The 23369-nt window shown below is 37.7% G+C and carries 17 protein-coding genes and 1 tRNA gene; all 18 read right to left on the reverse strand.

All coding sequences use genetic code 11. The annotated features are described in order from the left end of the window. Nucleotides 1-204: 204 nt before the first annotated feature. Nucleotides 205-510 (reverse strand): DUF3467 domain-containing protein, encoded by a 306-nt coding sequence (locus EL165_RS13105; RefSeq protein ID WP_002976436.1) that lies wholly within the window; start codon nt 508-510, stop codon nt 205-207. 87 nt (nt 511-597) lie between these two features. Beyond that, the gene (gene rpoC / locus EL165_RS13110; protein ID WP_002976435.1) at nt 598-4863 is read right to left on the reverse strand and encodes a DNA-directed RNA polymerase subunit beta'; all 4266 of its coding nucleotides are present in this window, start codon (nt 4861-4863) and stop codon (nt 598-600) included. Between the two features lie 106 nt (nt 4864-4969). Further along, nucleotides 4970-8791 carry a DNA-directed RNA polymerase subunit beta gene (gene rpoB, locus EL165_RS13115; protein WP_002976434.1) on the reverse strand — a complete coding sequence of 1274 codons (3822 nt, stop codon included), beginning with the start codon at nt 8789-8791 and terminating at the stop codon, nt 4970-4972. Nucleotides 8792-9609: 818 nt separating this feature from the next. Then, nucleotides 9610-10086 carry a hypothetical protein gene (locus EL165_RS13120; protein WP_041461376.1) on the reverse strand — a complete coding sequence of 159 codons (477 nt, stop codon included), beginning with the start codon at nt 10084-10086 and terminating at the stop codon, nt 9610-9612. Between the two features lie 270 nt (nt 10087-10356). Continuing rightward, nucleotides 10357-10725 (reverse strand): 50S ribosomal protein L7/L12, encoded by a 369-nt coding sequence (gene rplL / locus EL165_RS13125; protein ID WP_002976426.1) that lies wholly within the window; start codon nt 10723-10725, stop codon nt 10357-10359. 46 nt (nt 10726-10771) lie between these two features. Further along, nucleotides 10772-11359 carry a 50S ribosomal protein L10 gene (gene rplJ, locus EL165_RS13130; RefSeq protein ID WP_002976423.1) on the reverse strand — a complete coding sequence of 196 codons (588 nt, stop codon included), beginning with the start codon at nt 11357-11359 and terminating at the stop codon, nt 10772-10774. A 17-nt stretch (nt 11360-11376) separates the two neighbouring features. Further along, nucleotides 11377-12069, reverse strand: a complete 693-nt coding sequence (gene rplA, locus EL165_RS13135; protein ID WP_002976422.1) for a 50S ribosomal protein L1 — start codon at nt 12067-12069, stop codon at nt 11377-11379. Nucleotides 12070-12080: 11 nt separating this feature from the next. After that, entirely contained in the window at nt 12081-12524 is a 444-nt protein-coding gene (rplK, locus tag EL165_RS13140; protein ID WP_002976420.1) for a 50S ribosomal protein L11, read from the reverse strand. A gap of 268 nt (nt 12525-12792) precedes the next feature. Further along, the gene (locus EL165_RS13145; protein WP_002976418.1) at nt 12793-13461 is read right to left on the reverse strand and encodes a hypothetical protein; all 669 of its coding nucleotides are present in this window, start codon (nt 13459-13461) and stop codon (nt 12793-12795) included. 6 nt (nt 13462-13467) lie between these two features. Further along, nucleotides 13468-14115: a hypothetical protein gene (locus tag EL165_RS13150; protein WP_002976416.1), complete on the reverse strand. Its 648-nt coding sequence runs from the start codon at nt 14113-14115 to the stop codon at nt 13468-13470. Nucleotides 14116-14130: 15 nt separating this feature from the next. Further along, the gene (locus EL165_RS13155; RefSeq protein ID WP_002976414.1) at nt 14131-14751 is read right to left on the reverse strand and encodes a hypothetical protein; all 621 of its coding nucleotides are present in this window, start codon (nt 14749-14751) and stop codon (nt 14131-14133) included. 561 nt (nt 14752-15312) lie between these two features. Beyond that, entirely contained in the window at nt 15313-15855 is a 543-nt protein-coding gene (nusG, locus tag EL165_RS13160; protein ID WP_002976412.1) for a transcription termination/antitermination protein NusG, read from the reverse strand. Between the two features lie 20 nt (nt 15856-15875). Next, nucleotides 15876-16082 (reverse strand): preprotein translocase subunit SecE, encoded by a 207-nt coding sequence (secE, locus tag EL165_RS13165; protein WP_002976410.1) that lies wholly within the window; start codon nt 16080-16082, stop codon nt 15876-15878. A gap of 12 nt (nt 16083-16094) precedes the next feature. Further along, nucleotides 16095-16165 (reverse strand) — tRNA-Trp (locus tag EL165_RS13170). 54 nt (nt 16166-16219) lie between these two features. Beyond that, nucleotides 16220-17407 carry an elongation factor Tu gene (tuf, locus tag EL165_RS13175; protein WP_002976407.1) on the reverse strand — a complete coding sequence of 396 codons (1188 nt, stop codon included), beginning with the start codon at nt 17405-17407 and terminating at the stop codon, nt 16220-16222. A gap of 253 nt (nt 17408-17660) precedes the next feature. After that, a complete protein-coding gene (locus EL165_RS13180) occupies nt 17661-20759 on the reverse strand; it encodes an efflux RND transporter permease subunit (RefSeq protein ID WP_002976404.1) in 3099 nt (1032 codons plus the stop codon). A gap of 68 nt (nt 20760-20827) precedes the next feature. Then, on the reverse strand, nt 20828-21913 hold the full coding sequence (locus EL165_RS13185) for an efflux RND transporter periplasmic adaptor subunit (RefSeq protein WP_002976402.1): 1086 nt from the start codon (nt 21911-21913) through the stop codon (nt 20828-20830). 4 nt (nt 21914-21917) lie between these two features. Continuing rightward, nucleotides 21918-23159 (reverse strand): TolC family protein, encoded by a 1242-nt coding sequence (locus EL165_RS13190; protein ID WP_002976400.1) that lies wholly within the window; start codon nt 23157-23159, stop codon nt 21918-21920. Nucleotides 23160-23369: the final 210 nt, after the last annotated feature.

The raw sequence follows: 23369 nt of genomic DNA on the forward strand, positions 1-23369 counted from the left end.
AATTATCAATAATTTATAACAAAAATTAACATTAATATATTAAATTGAGTTATTTCTATTTTTTTGCTATATTTTTAAAATAAAATTGCGAAAAAGATAAAAAAAGAAAAAAATAAACTGATTAGTGAATTATATGCAAAACAGATAATAAAAAAATGCCCCGGTAAAAAACCAGGGCATTCTTTATTTATTGTAAAAGAAATCCTACGCTTGAACGTTGTTTCCTCCTAATACGAAAGGCTCAACTTCTTTGATTTCTCCGAACTGCTGCTCGTAGTTAGCGATGTTCTGCTGAAGAGCGTTTAATACTCTTTTAGCGTGAAGTGGAGCAAGAATTACTCTTGATCTTACTTTCGCCTGCTGAACACCTGGCATCAACTGAATAAAGTCTACTACAAATTCAGATGGAGAGTGGTTTACTAAAGCCAGGTTAGCATAGATACCAGCAGCTACCATTTCATTTAATTCGATGTTGATGTTCCCGTCTTGTGGATTTTGATTGTTGTCCATTGTTATAAATTATGTTTTTAAAATTCGAAATTTGAGATTGTGAAAATATAAAAATAATTTCAAATCCCAAATTTCAAATCATTAATTTTAGTTAAGGTCTTCGAATTCCTTCTTAGAACCTACAATAACGTTCTGATACTCTTTAAGACCTGTACCTGCAGGAATTCTGTGTCCTACAATTACATTTTCTTTAAGACCGTTAAGATCGTCTATCTTACCAGCAACTGCTGCCTCGTTAAGAACTTTAGTGGTTTCCTGGAACGATGCTGCAGACATGAATGATTTAGTCTGAAGGGCAGCTCTTGTAATACCTTGCAGTACAGGAGTTGCTGTAGCAGGAAGAGCTTCTCTTACTTCTACCAATGCTAAATCTTCACGCTTCAACTTAGAGTTTTCATCTCTTAATTCTCTTGCAGTAATCATCTGACCTGGTTTGAATTCTTTAGAATCACCAGCATCTACTACTACTTTAAGACCAAATACTCTGTTGTTTTCTTCCAAGAAATCATACTTGTGCTCAAGAGCTCCTTCAAGGAACTGAGTATCACCTCCATCTACAATAGATACTTTCGTCATCATCTGTCTTACGATAATTTCGAAGTGCTTGTCGTCGATTTTTACCCCCTGTAGACGGTAAACTTCCTGAATCTCGTTTACTAAGTATTCCTGAACAGCTGTTGGACCTTTAATTCTTAAGATATCTTCCGGTGTGATAGAACCGTCAGAAAGCGGAGAACCTGCTCTTACGAAGTCATTCTCCTGAACAAGAATCTGGTTGGAAAGTTTTACCAGGTAAATCTTTCTTTCACCAGTTTTAGCCTCAACAATAAGTTCACGGTTACCTCTCTTGATTTTTCCGTAAGAAACTACCCCGTCGATTTCAGTAACAACCGCTGGGTTTGAAGGGTTTCTTGCTTCGAATAATTCGGTAACTCTCGGAAGACCTCCGGTGATATCCCCTGCTTTTGCAGATTTTCTCGGGATCTTGATTAAGACTTTACCCGCCTTAATTTTTTCACCATCGTTAACCATTAAGTGGGCTCCTACCGGTAAGTTGTAAGCTTTTTGCTCAACTCCTTTAGAGTCTACCACTTTCAAGGTAGGTACGGCTTTCTTATTTCTGGATTCAGAAATTACTTTCTCTTCAAATCCTGTCTGTTCGTCAATTTCAAGCTGGAATGAAATACCTTGGATGATATCCTCGTATTCTACCTTACCTGAAGTTTCAGCAATGATAACCGCGTTATACGGATCCCATCTACAGATTGTATCTCCTTTCTTCACTTTATCACCTGGTTTTACAGATAATATCGATCCGTAAGGTACGTTAGCTACCATTAATGGAGTTCTTGACTCATTATCAGCAACTAATCTGAATTCTGTTGAACGGGAAACCACAACCTCAGCAGTATTACCGTTTTCATCTTCAGAAGTAATTGTTCTTACTTCATCCATTTCAACGATACCATCTCTTCTTGCAACGATAGATGGGTTTTCCGATACGTTTCCTGCAGTACCCCCCTGGTGGAAAGTTCTCAACGTAAGCTGAGTACCTGGCTCCCCAATTGATTGTGCTGCAATTACACCTACCGCTTCACCCATGTGGATCATCTTACCTGTTGCTAAGTTTCTACCGTAACATTTCGCACAGATACCTTTCTTAGCCTCACAAGTTAATGGTGAACGAACCTCAACAGCTTCTAATCCAGCCTCCTCAATTCTCTTCGCTAATTGCTCAGTAATTACCTGGTCAGCCTCAGTGATTAATTCATCTGTTTCAGGATCGTAAACATTATGTAAAGATACTCTACCTAAGATTCTTTCAGAGATTTTTTCAACGATCTCGTCATTTTTCTTAAGTGCAGTAACTTCTGTACCTCTTAATGTTCCACAGTCGTCTTCTGTAACGATAACGTCCTGTGCAACGTCTACCAATCTTCTCGTTAAGTAACCGGCATCGGCTGTCTTAAGAGCGGTATCCGCAAGACCTTTACGGGCACCGTGGGTAGAGATAAAGTACTCTAGAATCGAAAGACCTTCCTTAAAGTTCGCAAGGATCGGGTTTTCGATGATCTCCGCTCCGGTAGAACCGGCTTTCTGCGGTTTTGCCATCAAACCTCTCATCCCTGATAACTGACGGATCTGTTCTTTAGAACCCCTCGCTCCAGAGTCAAGCATCATATATACAGAGTTGAAACCACCTTGGTCAGTTTTCATTCTGCTCATGATCATTTCAGTTAATCCGGCGTTGGTGTTTGTCCAAACGTCGATTACCTGGTTATAACGTTCTGTATCGGTAATTAGACCCATGTTATAGTTAGCTCTAATTTCGTCTACAGTTTCAATTGATTGTGCAATCATCTGCTTTTTCTCCACAGGTACTACGATATCTCCAAGAGAGAACGATAGACCTCCTTTGAATGCATTTGAATACCCTAGATCTTTCATTGCATCCAAGAACTTCACAGTTGTAGGGAAATCTGTATCAGCAAGGATCTTACCGATAACGTTTCTCAATGATTTCTTGGTAAGAAGTTCATTGATATATCCTACCTGCTTAGGTACAATCTGGTTGAATAAAATTCTACCTACAGTAGTTTCGATCAGTCTTGTTACGATTTCTCCGTTTTCCTTAACAGGTAATTTACATCTTACCTTAGCATTTAGAGAAACTTTTCCTTCTGCATAAGCAATTTCCGCTTCTTCAGGAGAATAGAATGCAAGACCTTCACCTTTTACTTTCATAGTTTCAGTTGAATCCAACTGTTTGGTCATGAAATAAAGACCAAGAACCATGTCCTGAGATGGTACCGTAATTGGAGAACCGTTTGCAGGGTTTAGAATGTTCTGAGAACCTAACATCAATAACTGAGCTTCAAGGATCGCTTCTGGTCCTAACGGCAAGTGTACCGCCATCTGGTCACCATCGAAATCGGCGTTGAAGGCCGTAGTTACTAACGGGTGTAGCTGGATTGCCTTACCTTCGATCATCTTAGGTTGGAAAGCCTGAATACCCAGCCTGTGAAGAGTAGGTGCCCTGTTCAATAGTACCGGGTGACCTTTCATCACGTTTTCAAGGATATCATAAACTACCGGTTCTTTTCTGTCGATAATTCTCTTTGCAGATTTTACTGTTTTTACAATACCTCTTTCAATCAGTTTTCTGATGATGAACGGTTTGTAAAGTTCAGCTGCCATATCTTTAGGAATACCACATTCGTGAAGCTGTAGGTTCGGACCTACAACAATTACCGAACGCGCAGAGTAGTCAACCCTTTTCCCTAGTAGGTTCTGACGGAAACGACCTTGCTTACCTTTCAATGAATCAGAAAGTGATTTCAATGGTCTGTTTGATTCAGATTTTACTGCAGAAGATTTTCTTGTGTTATCGAATAATGAATCTACTGATTCCTGAAGCATACGCTTCTCGTTTCTCAAGATTACTTCAGGAGCTTTGATCTCCAATAGTCTCTTCAAACGGTTATTTCTGATAATAACTCTTCTATAAAGGTCATTTAAGTCAGAAGTAGCGAAACGTCCTCCATCCAATGGAACCAATGGTCTTAGTTCTGGTGGTATAACAGGAAGTACACGCATGATCATCCACTCCGGTCTGTTGATCATTCTTGTATTGGCACCTCTTAATGCCTCTACAACGTTCAATCTTTTAAGAGCTTCTGTTCTTCTTTGTTTTGAACCTTCGTTGTGAGCTTTGTGTCTCAAGTCGAAAGACAATGCATCAAGATCGATTCTTTTTAAAAGATCTTCCACAGCTTCAGCACCCATTCTGGCGATGAATTTGTTTGGATCAGAATCATCAAGATACTGGTTTTCTACAGGAAGAGTTTCCATGATATCCAGGTACTCTTCTTCTGTAAGGAATTCCATGTTTTCAAAATCAGAACCGTCTAATTTTTTAGCAATACCCTGCTGGATCACTACATATCTTTCGTAGTAGATGATCATATCTAATTTCTTAGAAGGAATTCCTAAAAGGTATCCGATTTTGTTTGGTAATGAACGGAAATACCAGATGTGTGCAATTGGAACTACAAGGTTGATGTGCCCGATTCTCTCTCTTCTTACTTTCTTCTCAGTAACTTCTACTCCACAACGGTCACAAACGATCCCTTTGTAACGAATTCTCTTGTATTTACCACAAGCACATTCGTAATCCTTTACAGGACCAAAGATTTTCTCACAGAATAGCCCGTCTCTTTCAGGTTTGTGAGTTCTGTAGTTAATAGTTTCCGGTTTTAAAACCTCCCCTCTTGAGTCTTGTAAAATAGACTCCGGTGAAGCTAAACCGATGGTTATTTTATTAAATCTACTTGATTTATTTTTATTTGACATAATTTTATTTTTGATTATAAAGATTAAAGATTGAAAGCTTTACACTTTCGCTCTTATCATCTCGGAGTTTATTAATTCTTTAATTTTTAGTAATTAAATCTTTAATTTACTCCTCCAATCTTACGTCTAGTCCAAGACCTTGTAACTCGTGAAGTAATACGTTGAATGATTCCGGAATACCTGGTTCAGGCATAGATTCACCCTTAGCAATTGCTTCATAAGTTTTTGCTCTACCAATCACGTCATCCGACTTCACAGTCAGGATTTCTCTCAGGATGTTAGATGCACCGAATGCTTCAAGTGCCCAAACCTCCATCTCTCCGAATCTCTGACCTCCGAACTGAGCCTTACCTCCTAACGGCTGCTGAGTAATCAATGAGTAAGGACCAATAGAACGCGCGTGCATTTTGTCATCAACCATGTGTCCTAGTTTCAGCATGTAAATAACACCTACAGTCGCAGCCTGAGTAAATCTTTCTCCGGTACCACCATCATAAAGGTAAGTGTGACCGAATTTAGGAAGACCAGCCTTGTCTGTATATTCAGTAATCTGATCAAGAGTTGCTCCGTCAAAGATTGGTGTAGCGAACTTCATTCCCAGTTTCTGACCAGCCCATCCAAGAACTGTTTCATAAATCTGTCCGATGTTCATACGTGAAGGTACCCCAAGTGGATTCAATACGATATCTACCGGTGTTCCGTCTTCAAGGAATGGCATATCTTCTTCACGAACGATTCTTGATACGATACCTTTATTACCGTGACGTCCTGCCATCTTATCCCCTACATTCAGTTTACGTTTCTTAGCGATGTAAACTTTAGCCAGCTTCATGATACCTGCCGGAAGCTCGTCTCCGATTGAAATAGCAAATTTCTCACGGTTTTTAACTCCCTGGATGTCGTTATATTTGATTTTGTAGTTGTGAATCAATTGTTTGATCAATTCATTCTTGTCAGCGTCTACTGTCCAGTCTGAACCGCTAACGTTTACATAATCTTCAACTGAAGTTAATAACTTGTGAGTGAATTTCACACCTTTACCGATGATCTCTTCATCAAGGTCATTGTGTACCCCTTGAGAAGTTTTACCGCTTACCAGTGTATTTAATTTCTCAATTAAAGTATTTCTCAACTCGTCAAACTTAGCCTTGTAAGTGTTTTCAATCTCTTCAAGTTTAAGTTTTTCTTCAGTTCTTTTCTTTTTGTCTTTAATATTTCTGGAGAACAATTTCTTGTTGATAACAACTCCTCTTAATGAAGAGTCAGCTTTCAATGAAGCATCCTTCACATCACCAGCTTTATCACCGAAGATTGCTCTAAGAAGTTTTTCTTCAGGAGTCGGGTCTGATTCACCTTTTGGAGTGATTTTACCAATCATAATATCTCCAGGCTTCACTTCAGCACCGATTCTAATCATACCGTTCTCGTCAAGATCTTTGGTAGCTTCTTCAGATACGTTTGGAATATCTGCTGTAAGCTCTTCCATACCTAATTTGGTATCACGAACTTCAAGAGAATATTCATCTACGTGGATTGAAGTAAACCAGTCTTCACGTACAACTTTTTCGTTGATTACGATCGCATCCTCGAAGTTGTATCCTTTCCAAGGCATGAACGCTACCACTAAGTTTCTACCAAGAGCCAATTCTCCTTTTTCAGTAGCATAACCGTCACAAAGTACTTGTCCTTTTTCCACTACATCACCTACCCTTACGTTTGGTCTTAGGGTAATGGTTGTACTCTGGTTGGTTTTTCTGAACTTGGTAAGGTTGTATGTTTTAGTAGCAGACTCGAATTGTACTAAATCTTCGTCTTCGCTTCTTTCGTACTTAATTACGATTTTGTCAGCATCTACGTACTGTACTGTACCTGTACCTTCAGCGTTAATTAAAATTCTTGAATCTCTTGCAACTTGTTGCTCAAGCCCTGTACCAACAATCGGAGCCTGTGGCTTCAATAGAGGAACGGCCTGACGCATCATGTTAGATCCCATCAATGCACGGTTCGCATCATCATGCTCCAGGAATGGAATCAATGAAGCGGAAATACCGGAAATCTGGTTTGGTGCTACGTCGATAAGGTCTACCTGATTAGGTTCTACTACCGGATAATCACCATCCAATCTTGCAATAATTCTGTCTGTTTCGAAATCACCGTTATCGCTCAATTCAACGTTTGCCTGAGCAATTACCTTAGCTTCTTCGTCTTCTGCATTTAAGTAAATAGGATCAGCGTTAAGATCAACCTTACCACTTTCCACTTTTCTATATGGAGTTTCGATGAAACCTAGGTTGTTGATTTTCGCATAAATTCCTAAAGATGAAATCAAACCGATGTTTGGTCCTTCCGGAGTTTCAATCGGACAAATTCTTCCATAGTGAGTATGGTGAACGTCACGAACCTCAAAACCTGCTCTTTCTCTTGATAAACCACCAGGTCCCAGTGCAGATAATCTTCTCTTGTGAGTGATCTCTGACAGAGGGTTGGTTTGGTCCATGAACTGAGATAGCTGGTTGGTACCAAAGAATGAGTTGATTACAGATGTTAATGTCTTTGCATTTACAAGGTCAAGCGGAGTAAAGATTTCGTTATCTCTAACGTTCATTCTTTCCTTGATTGTTCTTGCAATTCTTGAAAGACCTACACCAAACTGTCCTGCTAATTGCTCACCAACAGTTTTAATTCTTCTGTTTGATAAGTGGTCAATATCATCAACCTCAGCTTTAGAGTTAACAAGTTCGATAAGGTGTCTTACGATAGCAATAATATCTTCTTTTGTAAGAACCTCAGTTGTAGTAGGAATGTTAAGACCTAATTTTTTGTTCAATCTGTAACGTCCCACTTCACCTAAAGAATATCTCTGCTCAGAGAAGAATAATTTTTCAATGATTCCTCTTGCAGTTTCCTCATCTGGCGGATCTGCGTTTCTTAACTGACGATAAATGTACTCTACCGCTTCTTTTTCAGAGTTGGTAGGGTCTTTTTGTAATGTATTCTGGATGATAGAGAATTCGTTGCTGTTTTCTTTGTGAATAAGAATTGATTTCACTCCAGCATCAAGGATAAGATCTAAGTGTTCTTTTTCCAAGATGGTTTCTCTATCCAGAATGATCTCGTTTCTTTCGATAGAAACTACTTCCCCTGTATCTTCGTCTACGAAGTCTTCGAACCATGTGTTCAATACTCTCGCAGCCAATGTTCTCCCTTCCACTTTTTTAAGGGCAGCTTTAGAAACTTTCACTTCTTCAGCAAGGTCGAAGATCTGAAGGATATCCTTATCAGACTCATACCCGATCGCTCTTAATAAAGTTGTTAATGGTAATTTTTTCTTACGGTCGATATACGCGTACATTACGCTGTTGATATCTGTTGTAAATTCCATCCAAGATCCTTTGAAAGGAATAATTCTTGAATAGTAAAGTTTGGTTCCGTTTGCGTGGTAAGTCTGTCCGAAGAATACACCAGGTGAACGGTGAAGCTGCGTAACGATAACTCTTTCAGCACCGTTGATGATGAAAGAACCACTCGGCGTCATATAAGGAACCGGACCTAAATATACATCCTGAACCACAGTCTGGAAATCTTCGTGTTCCGGGTCAGTACAATACAATTTAAGTCTAGCTTTTAGAGGAACTGAATAAGTAAGTCCTCTTTCCACACACTCATCAATTGAATAACGTGGAGAATCTACCAGATAGTCTAAGAATTCTAATACGAACTGGTTTCTTGAATCCGTAATTGGGAAATTCTCTTGGAAAGTCTTGTAAAGAGCTTCTGTCTTTCTGGCTTCAGGAAGTGTATCAAGCTGGAAAAACTCTCTGAAAGACTCGATTTGGATATCCAAAAAGTCAGGAGTGATGATTTTTCCTTTCGCTGATGAGAAATTAATTCTCGGATTTCCTTGAGTTGTTGATTTTGTTTTACTCATAAAACTTTTAAGAAAGGGTTAAAAAATATTTTGATTCATTAAAAAATATCAGAAAAGAACGAGAAACAAGGCAAAAGTAAAGGTAGAAGTGTTTTTGGCGCTCACGAAAGACCTTATGCTCTTTCTCCTTTGTACCCGGCTCTTTCTAACTGCAACACTGGTATATCTTTTCACAGCGTAATGCAAAATATTTTTCTTACTTTTGAGGCAGTAATTCTGCTGTATTTATATACAAGAAATCCCTTCCATGCTTTACACAATGAAAGAGCTGATTTTCAGTATTTTATAAATTTACAAACAATTTTTCGCGCCAAAAGAGGGGCAAAGATACAAAAAGTTATCCACAATAACAAATAAATCATCTCATTTTGAGGCTTTTAAAATAAGAGAGGCTGCCAACGATGAGCAACCCCTCCACAACACAAGCTAATCTTATGATTATTTCACAATAACCTTATAAGATTTTATTTTTGATTTAATCTATCTGTTTTAACTAAACCGTACTATCCTTGCCTAGTAATTTTTAGATTTTAATTCTACTTCTGTACTCCTGGAAGCAATCCTCCTTCAAGTTTTACTTCTATTGAAAGGTGATCCTGCAATATCAAAAGAAGCTTTGTAAGGATGAATTAATCCCTATCTGTGCGTTAATTAACAAACCAACTGTAAAAGAACTAGTTCTACTTATTTATCTTTCATTTCTAATGATATATGATGTTTTATATGCGCTTTTAAAAATGAAAATTATAGCAGATTTCATCTGACAATAAATGAAATAACGAATATTTCACAACAAAAACACCGTAAATTGTTCAGAATTAATGGTTAATTGTATGAATCAGCTTATCGGGAATTTTAATAATAAATTTAAACCCATCAATGAGCCTGGCTGAATTAATATTAAAGTTTCCGTATTCCTTAAAGTTGAAAAAAGTATTTCGTCTTCCGAAAAGATGCAAAAATATCAGATCATTATGATTAGCAATAGTCTTTATATTTTTAACAAGTAAAATCTCGATAAAAAGATGATTAGAAAGAGAAAGATGATGCTGTGAGCCAGAACACAGTGAATTGACTGAATTATGATCAGCAGATTTATGTAAAACTGTGCCATCCACCCCATGATGAACCGAAACATCAGTTATGCATCGCTGAGTATGTATATCTGCACAATAAAGTAAAACATCTTTACCATCAGTTACAGATATAAGTTTAACATTTAGTTTTCCCACAGCCACCAGCAGCAACAGAAGTATTATCTTATGACTATAAGAAAGAAAATAATTTCTATCCAATTATGTGTGTTTTTCCTTTACAAATATAATATTTTTTCAATCAAAAATATATTTTATTAATAAAAATTTACACAAAACAAATAATAGATAAATAAAATATAAAATAATCTGTTATTTTCAACCAAATAACCAATCATAATAAAATATAACAAAACAGGAGTTAACAATAATCGAATACAATTATAAATTAAAACACAGATTTACAATAATTTACAACAAAAAAAGCCCGGGCGTATTGCCCGGGCTTCTATATTTATAATAAAATTGAAATTATTTCAATTCTACTTCAGCACCAGCTTCTTCTAATTGCTTCTTAAGAGCTTCAGCTTCGTCTTTAGATACACCAGTTTTGATTGGAGCTGGAGCACCGTCTACGATATCTTTAGCTTCTTTAAGACCAGCACCTGTTAAATCTTTTACTAATTTAACGATAGCTAATTTAGAAGCACCTGCAGACTTAAGAATTACGTCGAATTCAGTTTTTTCTTCAGCAGCTTCACCTGCAGCTCCACCTGCAACTACTACAGCAGCAGCAGCTGGCTCAATTCCGTACTCATCCTTAAGGATAGCAGCTAATTCGTTTACGTCTTTTACAGTTAGGTTTACTAGCGTTTCAGCTAAATTTTTTAAATCTGACATTGTTGTAATGTTTTTGTTGATTATTTATTTAATTTTTTGAGTGTAATTATTCAGCACTTGTTTCTTCAGTGCTATCTGCAGCAGCTTCTGGAGCTTCAGCAGCAGGAGTTTCTTCAACAGCAGGAGCAGCTTCTTCAGCTTTAGCTTCTACAGTTTCAGGTTTGTTTTGAAGAGCAGAAACAACTCTCTGGATTGGAGACTGAAGTAATCCGATGATTTCACCGATCATTTCTTCTCTAGACTTGATGTTAGCCAACATATCCAGGTTATTGTCACCAATATAGAAAGTTTCCTGAACGAAAGCAGACTTCAAAGCCGGCTTTTCTTCTTTCTTTCTGAATCCTTGGATTAATTTCGCAGGAGCATTAGCTGTTTCAGAAATCATCAACGCTGAGTTTCCTTTGAAAGATGGGAACATTTCAGAGTAATCTACTCCATCAATTTGCTCCATTGCTTTTTGTAAAAGTGTATTTTTAACAACTTTCACTTTGATATTTTGCTTGAAAGCCTGTCTTCTGAAATCTGAAGATTTACCAGCGTTCAAACCTTCTAAATCTGCTACGTATACTACTTTTGCATCCTGAAGCAAATCTTTGATCTCTTGTATTGCTACAACTTTTTGGTCTTTTGTCATTGTTTTAGGATTAAATATTAGTTAACAGATTTAGTATCAATTGCAATACCCGGGCTCATTGTAGAAGACAAATAAATAGACTTCACATAAGTTCCTTTAGCAGCAGTTGGCTTCATTTTGATCAATGTCTGGATTAATTCCTGAGCATTTTCTTTGATCTTAGCAGCATCGAAAGATACTTTACCAATACCAGCATGGATGATACCATACTTGTCTACTTTGAAATCAATTTTACCTGCTTTTACTTCAGTTACTGCTTTACCAATTTCCATGGTTACAGTTCCTGACTTAGGGTTTGGCATTAAACCTCTTGGACCTAATACTCTACCTAATGGACCTAATTTACCCATTACAGCTGGCATCGTAACGATAACGTCAACGTCTGTCCAACCTTCTTTGATCTTTTGTAAATATTCGTCAAGACCTACATAGTCAGCACCAGCAGCTTTAGCTTCTGCTTCTTTATCTGGAGTTACTAAAGCCAAAACTTTAACATCTTTACCAGTTCCGTGAGGAAGAGATACAACACCTCTTACCATTTGGTTTGCTTTTCTAGGGTCTACACCTAATCTTACAGCGATATCTACTGAAGCATCAAACTTTGTAGTGTTCACTTCTTTTACAAGAGCTGAACCTTCTTCAAGGTTATAGATTCTTCCTTTTTCTACTTTGCTTAAAGCTTCCTTTTGCTTTTTAGTTAATTTTGCCATTTCTTTAAGTTTTAAGCGTTAGTTGGTTTAGTTCCTGTTACTCTTAATCCCATAGATCTGGCAGTACCTGCAACCATAGAAAGAGCAGAGTCAATTGTGAAACAGTTAAGATCCGCCATTTTATCTTCAGCGATTTTCTTTACTTGTTCCCAAGTTACAGAACCTACTTTGTTTCTGTTTGGTTCACCAGAACCTCCCTTGATCTTAGCTGCATCCATTAGCTGGATTGCTGCAGGTGGAGTTTTAATAACGAATTCAAAAGATTTGTCTTCGTATACTGTAATTACTACAGGTAAAACTTGCCCTGGCTTATCTTGGGTTCTTCCGTTAAATTGCTTACAAAACTCCATGATGTTCACACCTGCAGAACCCAATGCTGGACCTACTGGTGGAGAAGGGTTAGCTGCGCCACCTTTCACCTGAAGCTTTACCATTTTAAAGACTTTCTTAGCCATTGTTTGTTTTTTAAATTTGAATAATTAATGAGTTTGGAAGCATTTATTATTCAGTAGGTTATCGTACTCACCTATGACAAACCTACTTTTTGGACTGCAAAAGTATAAAATATTTTTGAAATAGCAAATGGAAATTACTGATTTTTAAAAAGTTTTATAAAATAGTTGTTATCCCACGGAAATAAATTCTTAAGTATTCTGGGTAATAAAAATAAAACGGCTATTTAAAATTAAATAGCCGTCTCATATATTCTTACGGGAAAATCTGTTAAAAACCCGATGGTTTATTAATCGTCTGGGTAGAGCCATCATTTCCTCCCAGATCGGCATTAACATCACTGATGTTTTGTTTTTCAATTAATCTTTTGTATGCCATCAGATACAGATCAACGGTAAAGTTATTATACGTTCTTGACGGTGTGGATGCATTCATAGCAATAATTCTGCTGTCTGTAAATTTTGCTCTGATATGCCATGTCCCGTTACTTTTGAATGCAACAACATTAGGAGATCCCTGTTTGTTATCATTAATACCGTTATCTCCGTAGTCAAGCATTACACTGGTCGTACCATCATTCAGTTTGAATGAATAGTTATGGAGTACAACAAGGAAATTGTTAGCGTCTATCTTTGTGTCATAATCTTCAATTCCTGTACCTGGCACTCCGGTAAGGGTAAGTTTAAGGTAATTAAACAATCCGCTGCTTTCCAAATTTGGGTCATATAGCTGCAAAGCATTTTCTGAAGTTGCCAGAAAGCTACCTCCCGACATGGTAGGCTCTCCCGGATTTCTCAGATATAAAGAATTGGTATATGTTTTACCATTAACATCAAGTGTTTCCGTAGGATTTGCTGTGTTGATCCCTACTTTTCCCTGCTGGGCATTTATAAACAATCCCAGACACATGATTATTGTGATATAAATTTTTCTTTTCATAGCTTTTTATTGAAGTCCTAGAGGTGTGTTGGTTGAAACTCCTGAATAGCCAGGCGAAGCTGATGCTGAAACAGAACCGTTGAAAGTTCCCCAGTCTTTAACTAATGATTTTTCAAAGACATTTAAAGTAAACGTCCATGTACCGTTTTGAGATGAAACAGTTCCGGCCCCTTTAAAAGCTAAATTAATAGCATGGTAACTTTTACCGCCACTGATTACCTGAGTAATTTCTGTAGAGTAAGATCCGTACGATTTTGGATTTGTTGTCATATTTGCCGCTGAAACCGCTTCTGTAAAAACAGCACCTGTAATAGCCACAACATATTTGCTCGCATCTAATCCTGTATTGAGATTTACAACTTCATCCTGTCTCACATTTTTCAATACAATATTATACATATTTACAGGCGCTACATTACGAAGCGTTATATCCAGCAGCTTAACTTTACCTACCGGTGAGCTGTCTTTTGAACGGGTAAGAAGAAGATAGTTTCCTCCTGCCTTCGTATTTTCCGTATCTATCAAATAGGACTCTACCAATGTTTCTCCTTCCACATCAAGAGTTCCTTTCGGCGTATTTGTATTGATTCCTACTTGGGCATGCATACTTAATGCAGCAAAACCCGTAAAGAGTATCGCAATAATTTTTTTCATATAATAATTTATGTTTTATTGAATTAATGGAGCTGCTGCAGCCCCCGTTCCTGAAGAGTTAAGGTTTTGTGTAGAATTGAAATCCTTGGCATATGATCTGTCAAATACCAACAGGTTGAGTGTCCAAACCCCGGTAGGAAGTGATGAATCCGGAGAGAATCCTTGATAATCAGCCTTCAGCTTCCATGTTCCTCCCGACGAATAGGCAAAAATCTGAGGTACAGGAGTTAGCCAGTTGGCGGAAAATGTTCTTGTAGGTTGTGTAAAGCCAAAAGAAGAAATGACTACCAGAAATTTTTTAGAATTGATTTTTGTATCAAACTGATTCACCCAATCTTTATCTGCAGGATCACACGTAATCTTGAACTGAATAAGGTTAATGGGAGCCGGTGAATTAGGTACAAAAGAGTCATTATAAGCAGTAATTTTGTTCTCCGGAGCCGGCGATTTGATAATGAAAGTGTAATTCTCATCCGCTTTCAGTTTTTCCATTGGCTGCTTGAAAACAATTCCTGATGTCTTCATCGTACCATTTACTGTAAGCTCCTTTTCAGGTGTCGCAGTATTGATACCAACCTGTGCGTTCGCGAGCACAGATGTACTCACCAGAGTGATCATCGAAATAATTTTTGTCATTGGGTATGTGTTTATATAAGACTTGTGTTTTTAACCAACCATTTTTTTATATTTTTTTTATTTTCTACTTAAAACAGAAAATTATTCTACAACTGCAAGCAGTGTATGAAATTAAAAATATAAAATTAATGGATTAGTTAACACCTTGGCTGCAAGAAACATGCCATCCAAAATTGAATTAACCGATTTGAAAGTGATCTCTACAAAAAAATAAAAACAATCACAAAATGGTGATATAAATGTTAAAGTAAACTATTCTCCATAAGCATTTAACAGAGTTATTAATTTTAAACAACAGCAAAATAATTTTAAGTAAACTTAAAAAAACTCTAATGACAGGGAAAAATTATGAAAATTAAATATCTATATATTATAAGTTAATAGAATATTAGAATTTTAAAATCAACCTTAATGTTATAGAGTTTAGAAAGCATCATTGAATTTCTTTAAGGATACATCTTCACAATGTCTTTATCTGAACTTAACTCTGTAAAATACCAGAATTCTATAAATAAAAAAAGACTGCTATTAAGCAGTCTTCTTATATTTTATAAAATAATATTAAACTTTTTCTACTTGCATGTAGCTTAGTTCCATTGGAGTTTTTCTACCGAAGATCAATACAGAAACTTCAATTTTCTTTTTGTCTTCAAGAATTTTCTCAACTGTACCATTGAAACCGTTGAAAGGTCCATCGATTACTTTAACGTTTTCACCTACTACATAAGGAATCTCAACATCACTTGCAAATTCAGAAAGTTCATCCATTCTTCCAAGCATTCTGTTAACCTCTGATTTTCTCATTGGAACAGGATCCCCTCCTTTTGTTAAGCTTAAGAAAGAAATAACTCCAGGAATATTCTTGATAACGTGAGGAATTTCTCCCATCAGATCAGCTTCGATCATTAAGTAGCCAGGATAGTAAGGTCTTTCTTTAGGAACTTTTTTACCGTTTCTAATCTGGATTACCTTTTCCATAGGAATAACCACTTGAGTAACGTACTGCTCAAACCCTAGACGTTTGATTTCTGTCTCAATATAGTTTTTCACTTTATTTTCCTGTCCGCTGATAGCTTTCAGCACATACCATTTCAATTCGCTCATTATGGGAAAATACTTTTTTGTTAATTAAACAAGTTGATTAACATTCCTATTATGTTGCTGATTGCTTTTGAAAACAATTCATCAACTCCAAAGGTAAATAAAGCCAGAATCACTGTCGCAATAGTCACTACAATTGTAGAAGACTGAAGGTCAGCCCATTTTGGCCATTCAACTTTATGTCTGAATTCGTTATAAGAACCTTTTAAAAAATCGACAAATGAACTCATAATTTATATTTGCACGGGCACAAGGATTCGAACCCTGATCAACGGTTTTGGAGACCGGTATCCTACCATTGGACGATGCCCGTAGTTAAAAAGCTCCGTAAAGAGATTCCTTACGGAAGCTTTTATATTTTAAGATATTAATCTAAGATTTCAGTAACCTGACCAGCACCAACTGTTCTACCTCCTTCTCTGATCGCGAATCTAAGACCCTCGTTAAGAGCGATTGGTTGTAACAATTCTACAGTGATTGTTAAGTTATCACCAGGCATTACCATTTCTACACCTTCTGGTAAGAAGATTTCACCTGTAACGTCAGTAGTTCTTACGTAGAACTGAGGACGGTATTTGTTGTGGAATGGAGTGTGACGTCCACCTTCTTCTTTAGAAAGGATATAAACCTCAGCTTTGAATTTTTTGTGTGGTTTAACAGAATCTTTCTTAGCGATAACCATACCTCTCTTGATGTCAGTTTTTTCAATACCTCTCAACAATAGACCTACGTTATCACCAGCTTCACCTCTGTCTAGGATTTTTCTGAACATCTCAACCCCTGTAATTGTAGAAGTTAATTTTTCATCACCCATACCAACGATATCAACTGGATCACCAGTGTTGATAACACCAGACTCGATTCTACCAGTTGCTACAGTACCTCTACCTGTAATAGAGAATACGTCTTCGATTGGCATCAAGAATGGCTTATCCTGATCTCTTACTGGTTGCTCGATCCAAGTATCAACAGCATCCATTAATTCTTCTACAGTTTTAACCCACTTCTCGTCTCCGTTAAGAGCACCAAGAGCAGATCCCTGGATTACTGGAGAGTTATCTCCATCATATTCGTAAGTAGATAATAAATCTCTAAGTTCAAGTTCAACAAGCTCTAAAAGCTCAGCATCATCCACCATGTCAACTTTGTTCATGAAAACAACGATTCTTGGTACGTTTACCTGACGGCAAAGTAGGATGTGCTCTCTAGTTTGAGGCATTGGTCCATCAGTTGCAGCACATACTAAGATTGCTCCATCCATCTGAGCAGCACCAGTTACCATGTTCTTAACGTAGTCAGCGTGACCTGGACAGTCAACGTGTGCATAGTGTCTGTTTTCAGTTTCGTACTCGATGTGAGCTGTATTAATAGTGATACCTCTTTCTTTTTCTTCTGGAGCAGAGTCAATAGCAGAGAAGTCTTTTTTCTCAGCAAGACCTTTGTTAGCTAATACACTACTGATAGCTGCAGTAAGTGTAGTTTTACCATGGTCAACGTGACCAATAGTACCAATGTTCAAGTGTGGTTTGTTACGATTAAACGTTTCCTTTGCCATGATTTAAAATTATTTATTTATTGTTTTTCAAATTTTCGGTGTGCAAATATAATGAATTTTTAAATACCAAAAACTTTTTATTAAAAAAACTTTCAATATTCTCATCCAGTGAAGGACAAACCTTATATTTTAACGTATTGAGACTGCAAATTTACACATTTTTCCGGATTGAAAAAAACTTTCTGAAACCTTTTACTAAAAAGCCTGAAATACAGAATATTCCAGGCTCAATTAATATAAATGAAAGATAAGATCAGATTTGGCTTAGTTTTTTGGTTCTGTTGAAAATCCAGAAAATAATCGGGAAAATAAGCAGGGTAAGCATGGTTGCTGTAATCAATCCTCCAATAATAACAATGGCGAGAGGTTTCTGGGATTCTGAACCGATTCCTGTAGACAACGCCGCGGGCATAAGCCCGATAGATGCCATAAGGGCAGTCATAATCACCGGTCTTGTTCTTGATTTCACTCCATTTAAAATAGCAGTATCTATATCAAGGCCGTTTTTAACATTCTGGTGGAATTCTGTGATAAGGATTACTCCGTTCTGGATACAAATTCCCAGAAGGGCAATCATCCCTACTCCGGCAGAGATTCCAAAATTGATTCCGGTAACATGCAAGGCGATAATTCCTCCGATTAAGGCAAAAGGTACGTTAGCTAATACAAGAAGCGAGTCCCTAATATTTCCAAACAGGATAAACAGCAGAAAGAAGATCATGAGAATACTCACCGGCACCACCTGCGCAAGTCTGTGAGAGGCACGTTGCTGATTTTCAAACTGTCCGGTCCATCCTACGGAATAACCATCCGGCAGTTCAATGGTTGCTACTTTTTTCTGAGCATCCGCAATCGTACTTCCCAGGTCCCTGTCACGGATTGAGAACTTAACCCCGATATAACGTTTGATATTATCTCTGTAAATAAATGCAGCTCCGTTATCTTTAACAATCGTACTTATTTCCTTTAAAGGAATCTTGGCTCCATCCTGAGTAGGAACCATCAAAGAAGCAATGTCGTTTTCATCGGTTCTGTATTCCTGCGAATACCGGAGACGGATCGGGAATTTTCTTTCACCATCAAACATTTCCGAAGCAGTTTTACCCCCAAAAGCCATTTCCAGCACAGCCTGCGCATCTGCCGGCATTACTCCATAAGCTGCCATTTTATCTCTGTCCAAAACAACACTTACTTCCGGCTGGCCGATATTTTTAATTATTCCGGGATCTTTTACCCCGTCCACATCTTTGATTTTCAATAAAACTTCATGAGCAAGCTTATCCAGTGTTTCCAGATTATCACCGTAGATTTTAATCCCGTTTTCTGCTTTAAAGCCTGCTACGGCTTCTGCCACATTATCTGAAATAGGCTGCGAATAGTTGAAAGTAATTCCCTGGTAGCTTCTGAGCTTTTTGTCAATTTCATTAATCAGTTCATCATAAGTAATTTTACGTTTCCATTCTTCTCTTGGCTTGAGGTTTACTGCAAACTGTACAAATCCGAATCCGTTGGGATCCGTCCCATCATTACTTCTTCCGGTCTGCGCAAGCACATCGGTTACCTCAGAGAAGCTCATAATGTCTTTCTTTAGAAGGTCTGCGGTTTTCAGAGATTCTTTCAGTGAGGAGCTCATCGGCATTTCTGCAGTAATCCACAATGAACCTTCATTCAACTGCGGCAAAAATTCTGTTCCAAGGAATTTTCCGGAAAACAGAGTAACTGCCAGGAAGGAGACCGCTACGATCATACTGGTTTTTTTATGCTTAAATGTGAAATTAAAGCCTTTTAAAACGATTCTGTCCCAGAAGTTAACAAAAGGGTTATTTTTTTCCTTCACATTTTTATTCAAAAGGATATGGGAAAGAACAGGGACCAGGGTTAAAGTAAATATCAGTGCTCCCATTAATGCAAACCCAAGTGTGAAGGCCAGCGGAGAGAACATTTTCCCTTCTACTTTCTGGAATGAAAAAATAGGAATCAGAGAAGTAATGATGATTAATTTTGAAAAGAAAATGGCTTTTCCCAATCCGGTACCGGTCTGCTTGATCCAGCCCCCTTTCGCTAGTTTATTGAATTTCTCTGTTCCATACCGGTGCGCTTTATGATCGAGCATCACAAAGAGTCCTTCCACCATGACGACGGCTCCGTCTATAATAATCCCGAAGTCTACCGCTCCTAAAGAGAGGAGATTGGCACTCATTCCAGCCAGTTTTAAGCATAAAAATGCAAACAACAGAGATAATGGAATGATGATGGAAACAATCAGCGTTGTTCTCCAGTCGGCCATAAAGATCAGAACAATTACCGTTACCAGTACAATTCCTTCAATAAGGTTATGCATTACGGTATGAGTGGTAAAATCCATCAGGTTGTCCCTATCGTAGAAAGTGACCATTTTGACATCTTTGGGAAGAATTTTTTCGTTAAGCTCTTTGATTTTAGCTTTTACTCCTACCAGAACTTCTCTCGGATTCTCTCCTTTTCTCATCACAACAATTCCTTCCACCGTATCGTCATGATGATTCAACGCGGCCTGCCCTACCCTTGGCATTGAGCTTTCATGAACATCTGCTACATTTTTTACCAGCACAGGGTTTCCGCTGTCATTCTGGATGGTAATATTACCAATATCCGCAACTGATTTTACCAAACCAATCCCCCTTACCACATAAGCCTGCCCGTTTTTTTCAATAACATCACCGCCAACATTCAGATTGCTCTTGGTAACGGCATCATATACCTGAAGCGGAGTCAGATTATATTTATCCAGTGCTCTGGGATCAATGCTCAGCTCAAAAACTTTATCCTGCCCTCCGAAGACATTGATATCGGCAACACCAGGTACCCCTCTTAAAGCACGGTCTATCACCCAATTTTGTAAAGTAAGCAATGCCCGGGAATCTTTTGTTTTACTTTCCAATGTATATCGGAAAATCTCCCCGGTTGGCCCGTAGGGTGGCTGTACTTCGGGATCTACCTCGTCAGGAAGGCTAATGGTTCTTAACTGGTTATTGACCTGATTTCTGGCAAAAGTATCATCCACCCCGTCGTCAAACAGAATTTTAACAATAGAAAGTCCAAACATAGTGGTACTTCTCACACTTGTTTTCTTCTGAACCGGGCTCATCGCCAATTCGATGGGTGTGGTGACAAAACGTTCTACTTCTTCCGCACTACGTCCATTCCATTGGGTAATGATTACGATCTGGGTATTGGTAACATCCGGGAAAGCTTCAATAGGCATATTTTTGAAACTTATAAATCCGGAGATGGCTAAAATTGCAACCCAGATAAAGGTAAATGCTTTATTTTTTAATGAAAAAGCAATTATATTTTTAATGAATTTATTCATGACAGATAAATTGATGACCTAAAAAAGCCGTTAAAGAAAAATGTAGCATTCTTAAGGGTTTCATAAGATTAGCTGTTCAGTGAGCGGTAGATCAGCAGCTGGTTGTTGGTAATTACTTCTTCTCCTTCTTTCAGTCCGTCGGCAACATAAGTGATATCACCTACCTGCTTTAGCACTTTAATTTCTCTGATCTTTACATCCGTTCTGGATTTAAAAATCACTACAAAGCTTTTATTATCATCAAAGATGACGGCTTTGGAAGGCACCGTTAAGGTTGTATTACTTTCCAGACTGGAAACTTTTATCGTTGCCTTACTGTCCGGAATCAGAAGTCCGTTGGCGTTATCCAGGACCACCCTTGCCTGCATAGCATTGGTCTGCGGATCAATAATCTTGAATATTTTATCAATTTTACCATCAAAAACTTTATCCGGATAAGAAAGTGTAGAAACCTGAGCTTTCATTCCAAGGCTGATCTTATCGATATCAGATTCATTGACATTCATAATGGCCCATACATTGGTGGTATTGGCAACATCAAAAATGTTATCGCTCCTATCACTTCTCAGCTGCATATCTTTATTGATACTTTTCTGAACAATGTATCCGCTTATCGGTGCCACCACACTGTATATGTTTCCGGTTTTCACATTATAAACAGTACTTACCGCTGTTGCTCTCTGCAATTGGTCTTCGGCTTTTTGTAATTGGCTTTTGGCTTCCAGAACATCTCTTTCGGTATTCAGCTTTCCTTCGTAGAGTTCTTTGGCAACACGAAGGTTATTTTTTGCCACTACCAGATCGGTTTTGGCATCACTGACATCTTTCTGGATTTCTGCAAGCTCAGTACTTCTGATAGTAGCCAAAACCTGCCCTTTTTTCACATAATCTCCCAGTTCCACATTGACACTCATTACGTTTCCTCCTACCAATGGGTATACATCTATATAGCTGTTTTTGTCTGCAGAGATTTTGCCGTAAAAGCTGTATTCATCTTCTATATTCTTTTTTTCAACTTTGGCTAAGGAAATGGAATTCAACATGGTATTGCTTAATTCAAATCCTTTTTTGGCCTGGTTGGTTTTTTCTTCCTCTTTTTTTGAACAGGCCGCTAACGAAAGGACCATCAATACGGGGATAATATATGTTTTCATGATTTTAATAGAAGATTTTCGTTTGTACTAGTTGATTAAGCTGTTCTGCAGATTGCATGATCTCATTTTTCATATCATAGATCTGAAGGGCTGTTTCCCTGTAACTGTCCATAAAATCTGTGAACTCAATCAGATTCACATTTCCTTTTCTGAAATTGTTCAGCATTCCGGTGTAGACAAGCTCCATATTCTGAAGATCTGTGGTTTTAACATCCTGTAGCTGGTCATACTGAGCTTTCCAGGTTTTATAAGCAGACTGCACTTTGGTTTCAAGGGTCAGTTTTTGAAAATCAGCATTTTTCTGATTCTGCTGAATAGCATAGTTAGCTTTTTCCACATTCCCCTGATTGGCTTTCCATAAAGGTAAAGGAATTCCTAATGTCAGATTTGCTTCATTATTAAAGGTTCCTCCTGCCTGATCCCATGCAGCACCTACTGTGACGTCCGGTACATTCAAAGATTTCTGCCACTGCGCATAGAGCTTACTGTTATCAATGAGTTTAAGATTGTACCGGTAATCAGCATTATTCTCAAGAGCTTTACTTTTAAGTTCTTCTTCATCGCCAAAAGGTTGTGCTGACAAAGCTTCTTTGGCTTCTGCCTCAGACATTGTTGGTTCTATATCCTCTGAAACACCTGTTAAGACTTTTAAATTCTGTTCGAAATCCAGAATATTTTTATTAATCTCAAGTTTGTCATGATTCAGCTGGATTACAATACTTTGTAGTCTTACAGCATCTTTGAGAGAAACGTTTCCCTTTGCTGACTGTATACGATATGCATTCAAAAGATCATTCATATATCCCAGCTGCCTGTTGGTATTTTCAAGTTTTAGCTTTTCGTAGTAAAGATTAAAATAAGCAGAACGGAGTTGGGCTCTCAGGTCGGCAAGTAATTGGGAAAACTGAAGCTGCGCCAGTTCTTTATTGGATTTGGCAAAAGCGATTTCATTTTTCTTTTTACCACCCATATAAATCAATTGTGTAATTCCTGCTCCTTTTGAGTGTCCGACATCAAAAAACTTTTTATCCTGAGGATTATAGGCATTGAACTGCCCGCTTAACTGAGGTAATTCCCAGATTTTAGCCTGCAGAATATCCGCATCAGCCATATTGATGTTATATTGTTCGGCGAGCAGCTGGAGGTTGTTCTTCTGAAAGGCTTCTTCACATTCCAAAAGAGACATCTGCTGTTGTGCCGCCATGAACGAGGAAACGGCGAGGCACAGCACTGCAATTCTGTTCATTATTTTTCTTTTTAAAATACAAAATTGCTTTGATGCGATTAAAAGAAACTTAAATGACGCTTAAAAAAAATTAAAATAGCCTTAAACAGGCTGTTTCATGAAAGCTTCATCAATAAAAAAAGAAATCTTTTTCCCGGAACGTTGATATTTTTATTAAAAATTTAATCGGGAGTTTAACAAAAAAAGCAACTGTTTTCCAGATCAGCTGCT

The sequence above is a fragment of the Chryseobacterium gleum genome (assembly GCF_900636535.1).
In the GTDB taxonomy this organism is placed as follows: Bacteria; Bacteroidota; Bacteroidia; order Flavobacteriales; family Weeksellaceae; genus Chryseobacterium; species Chryseobacterium gleum.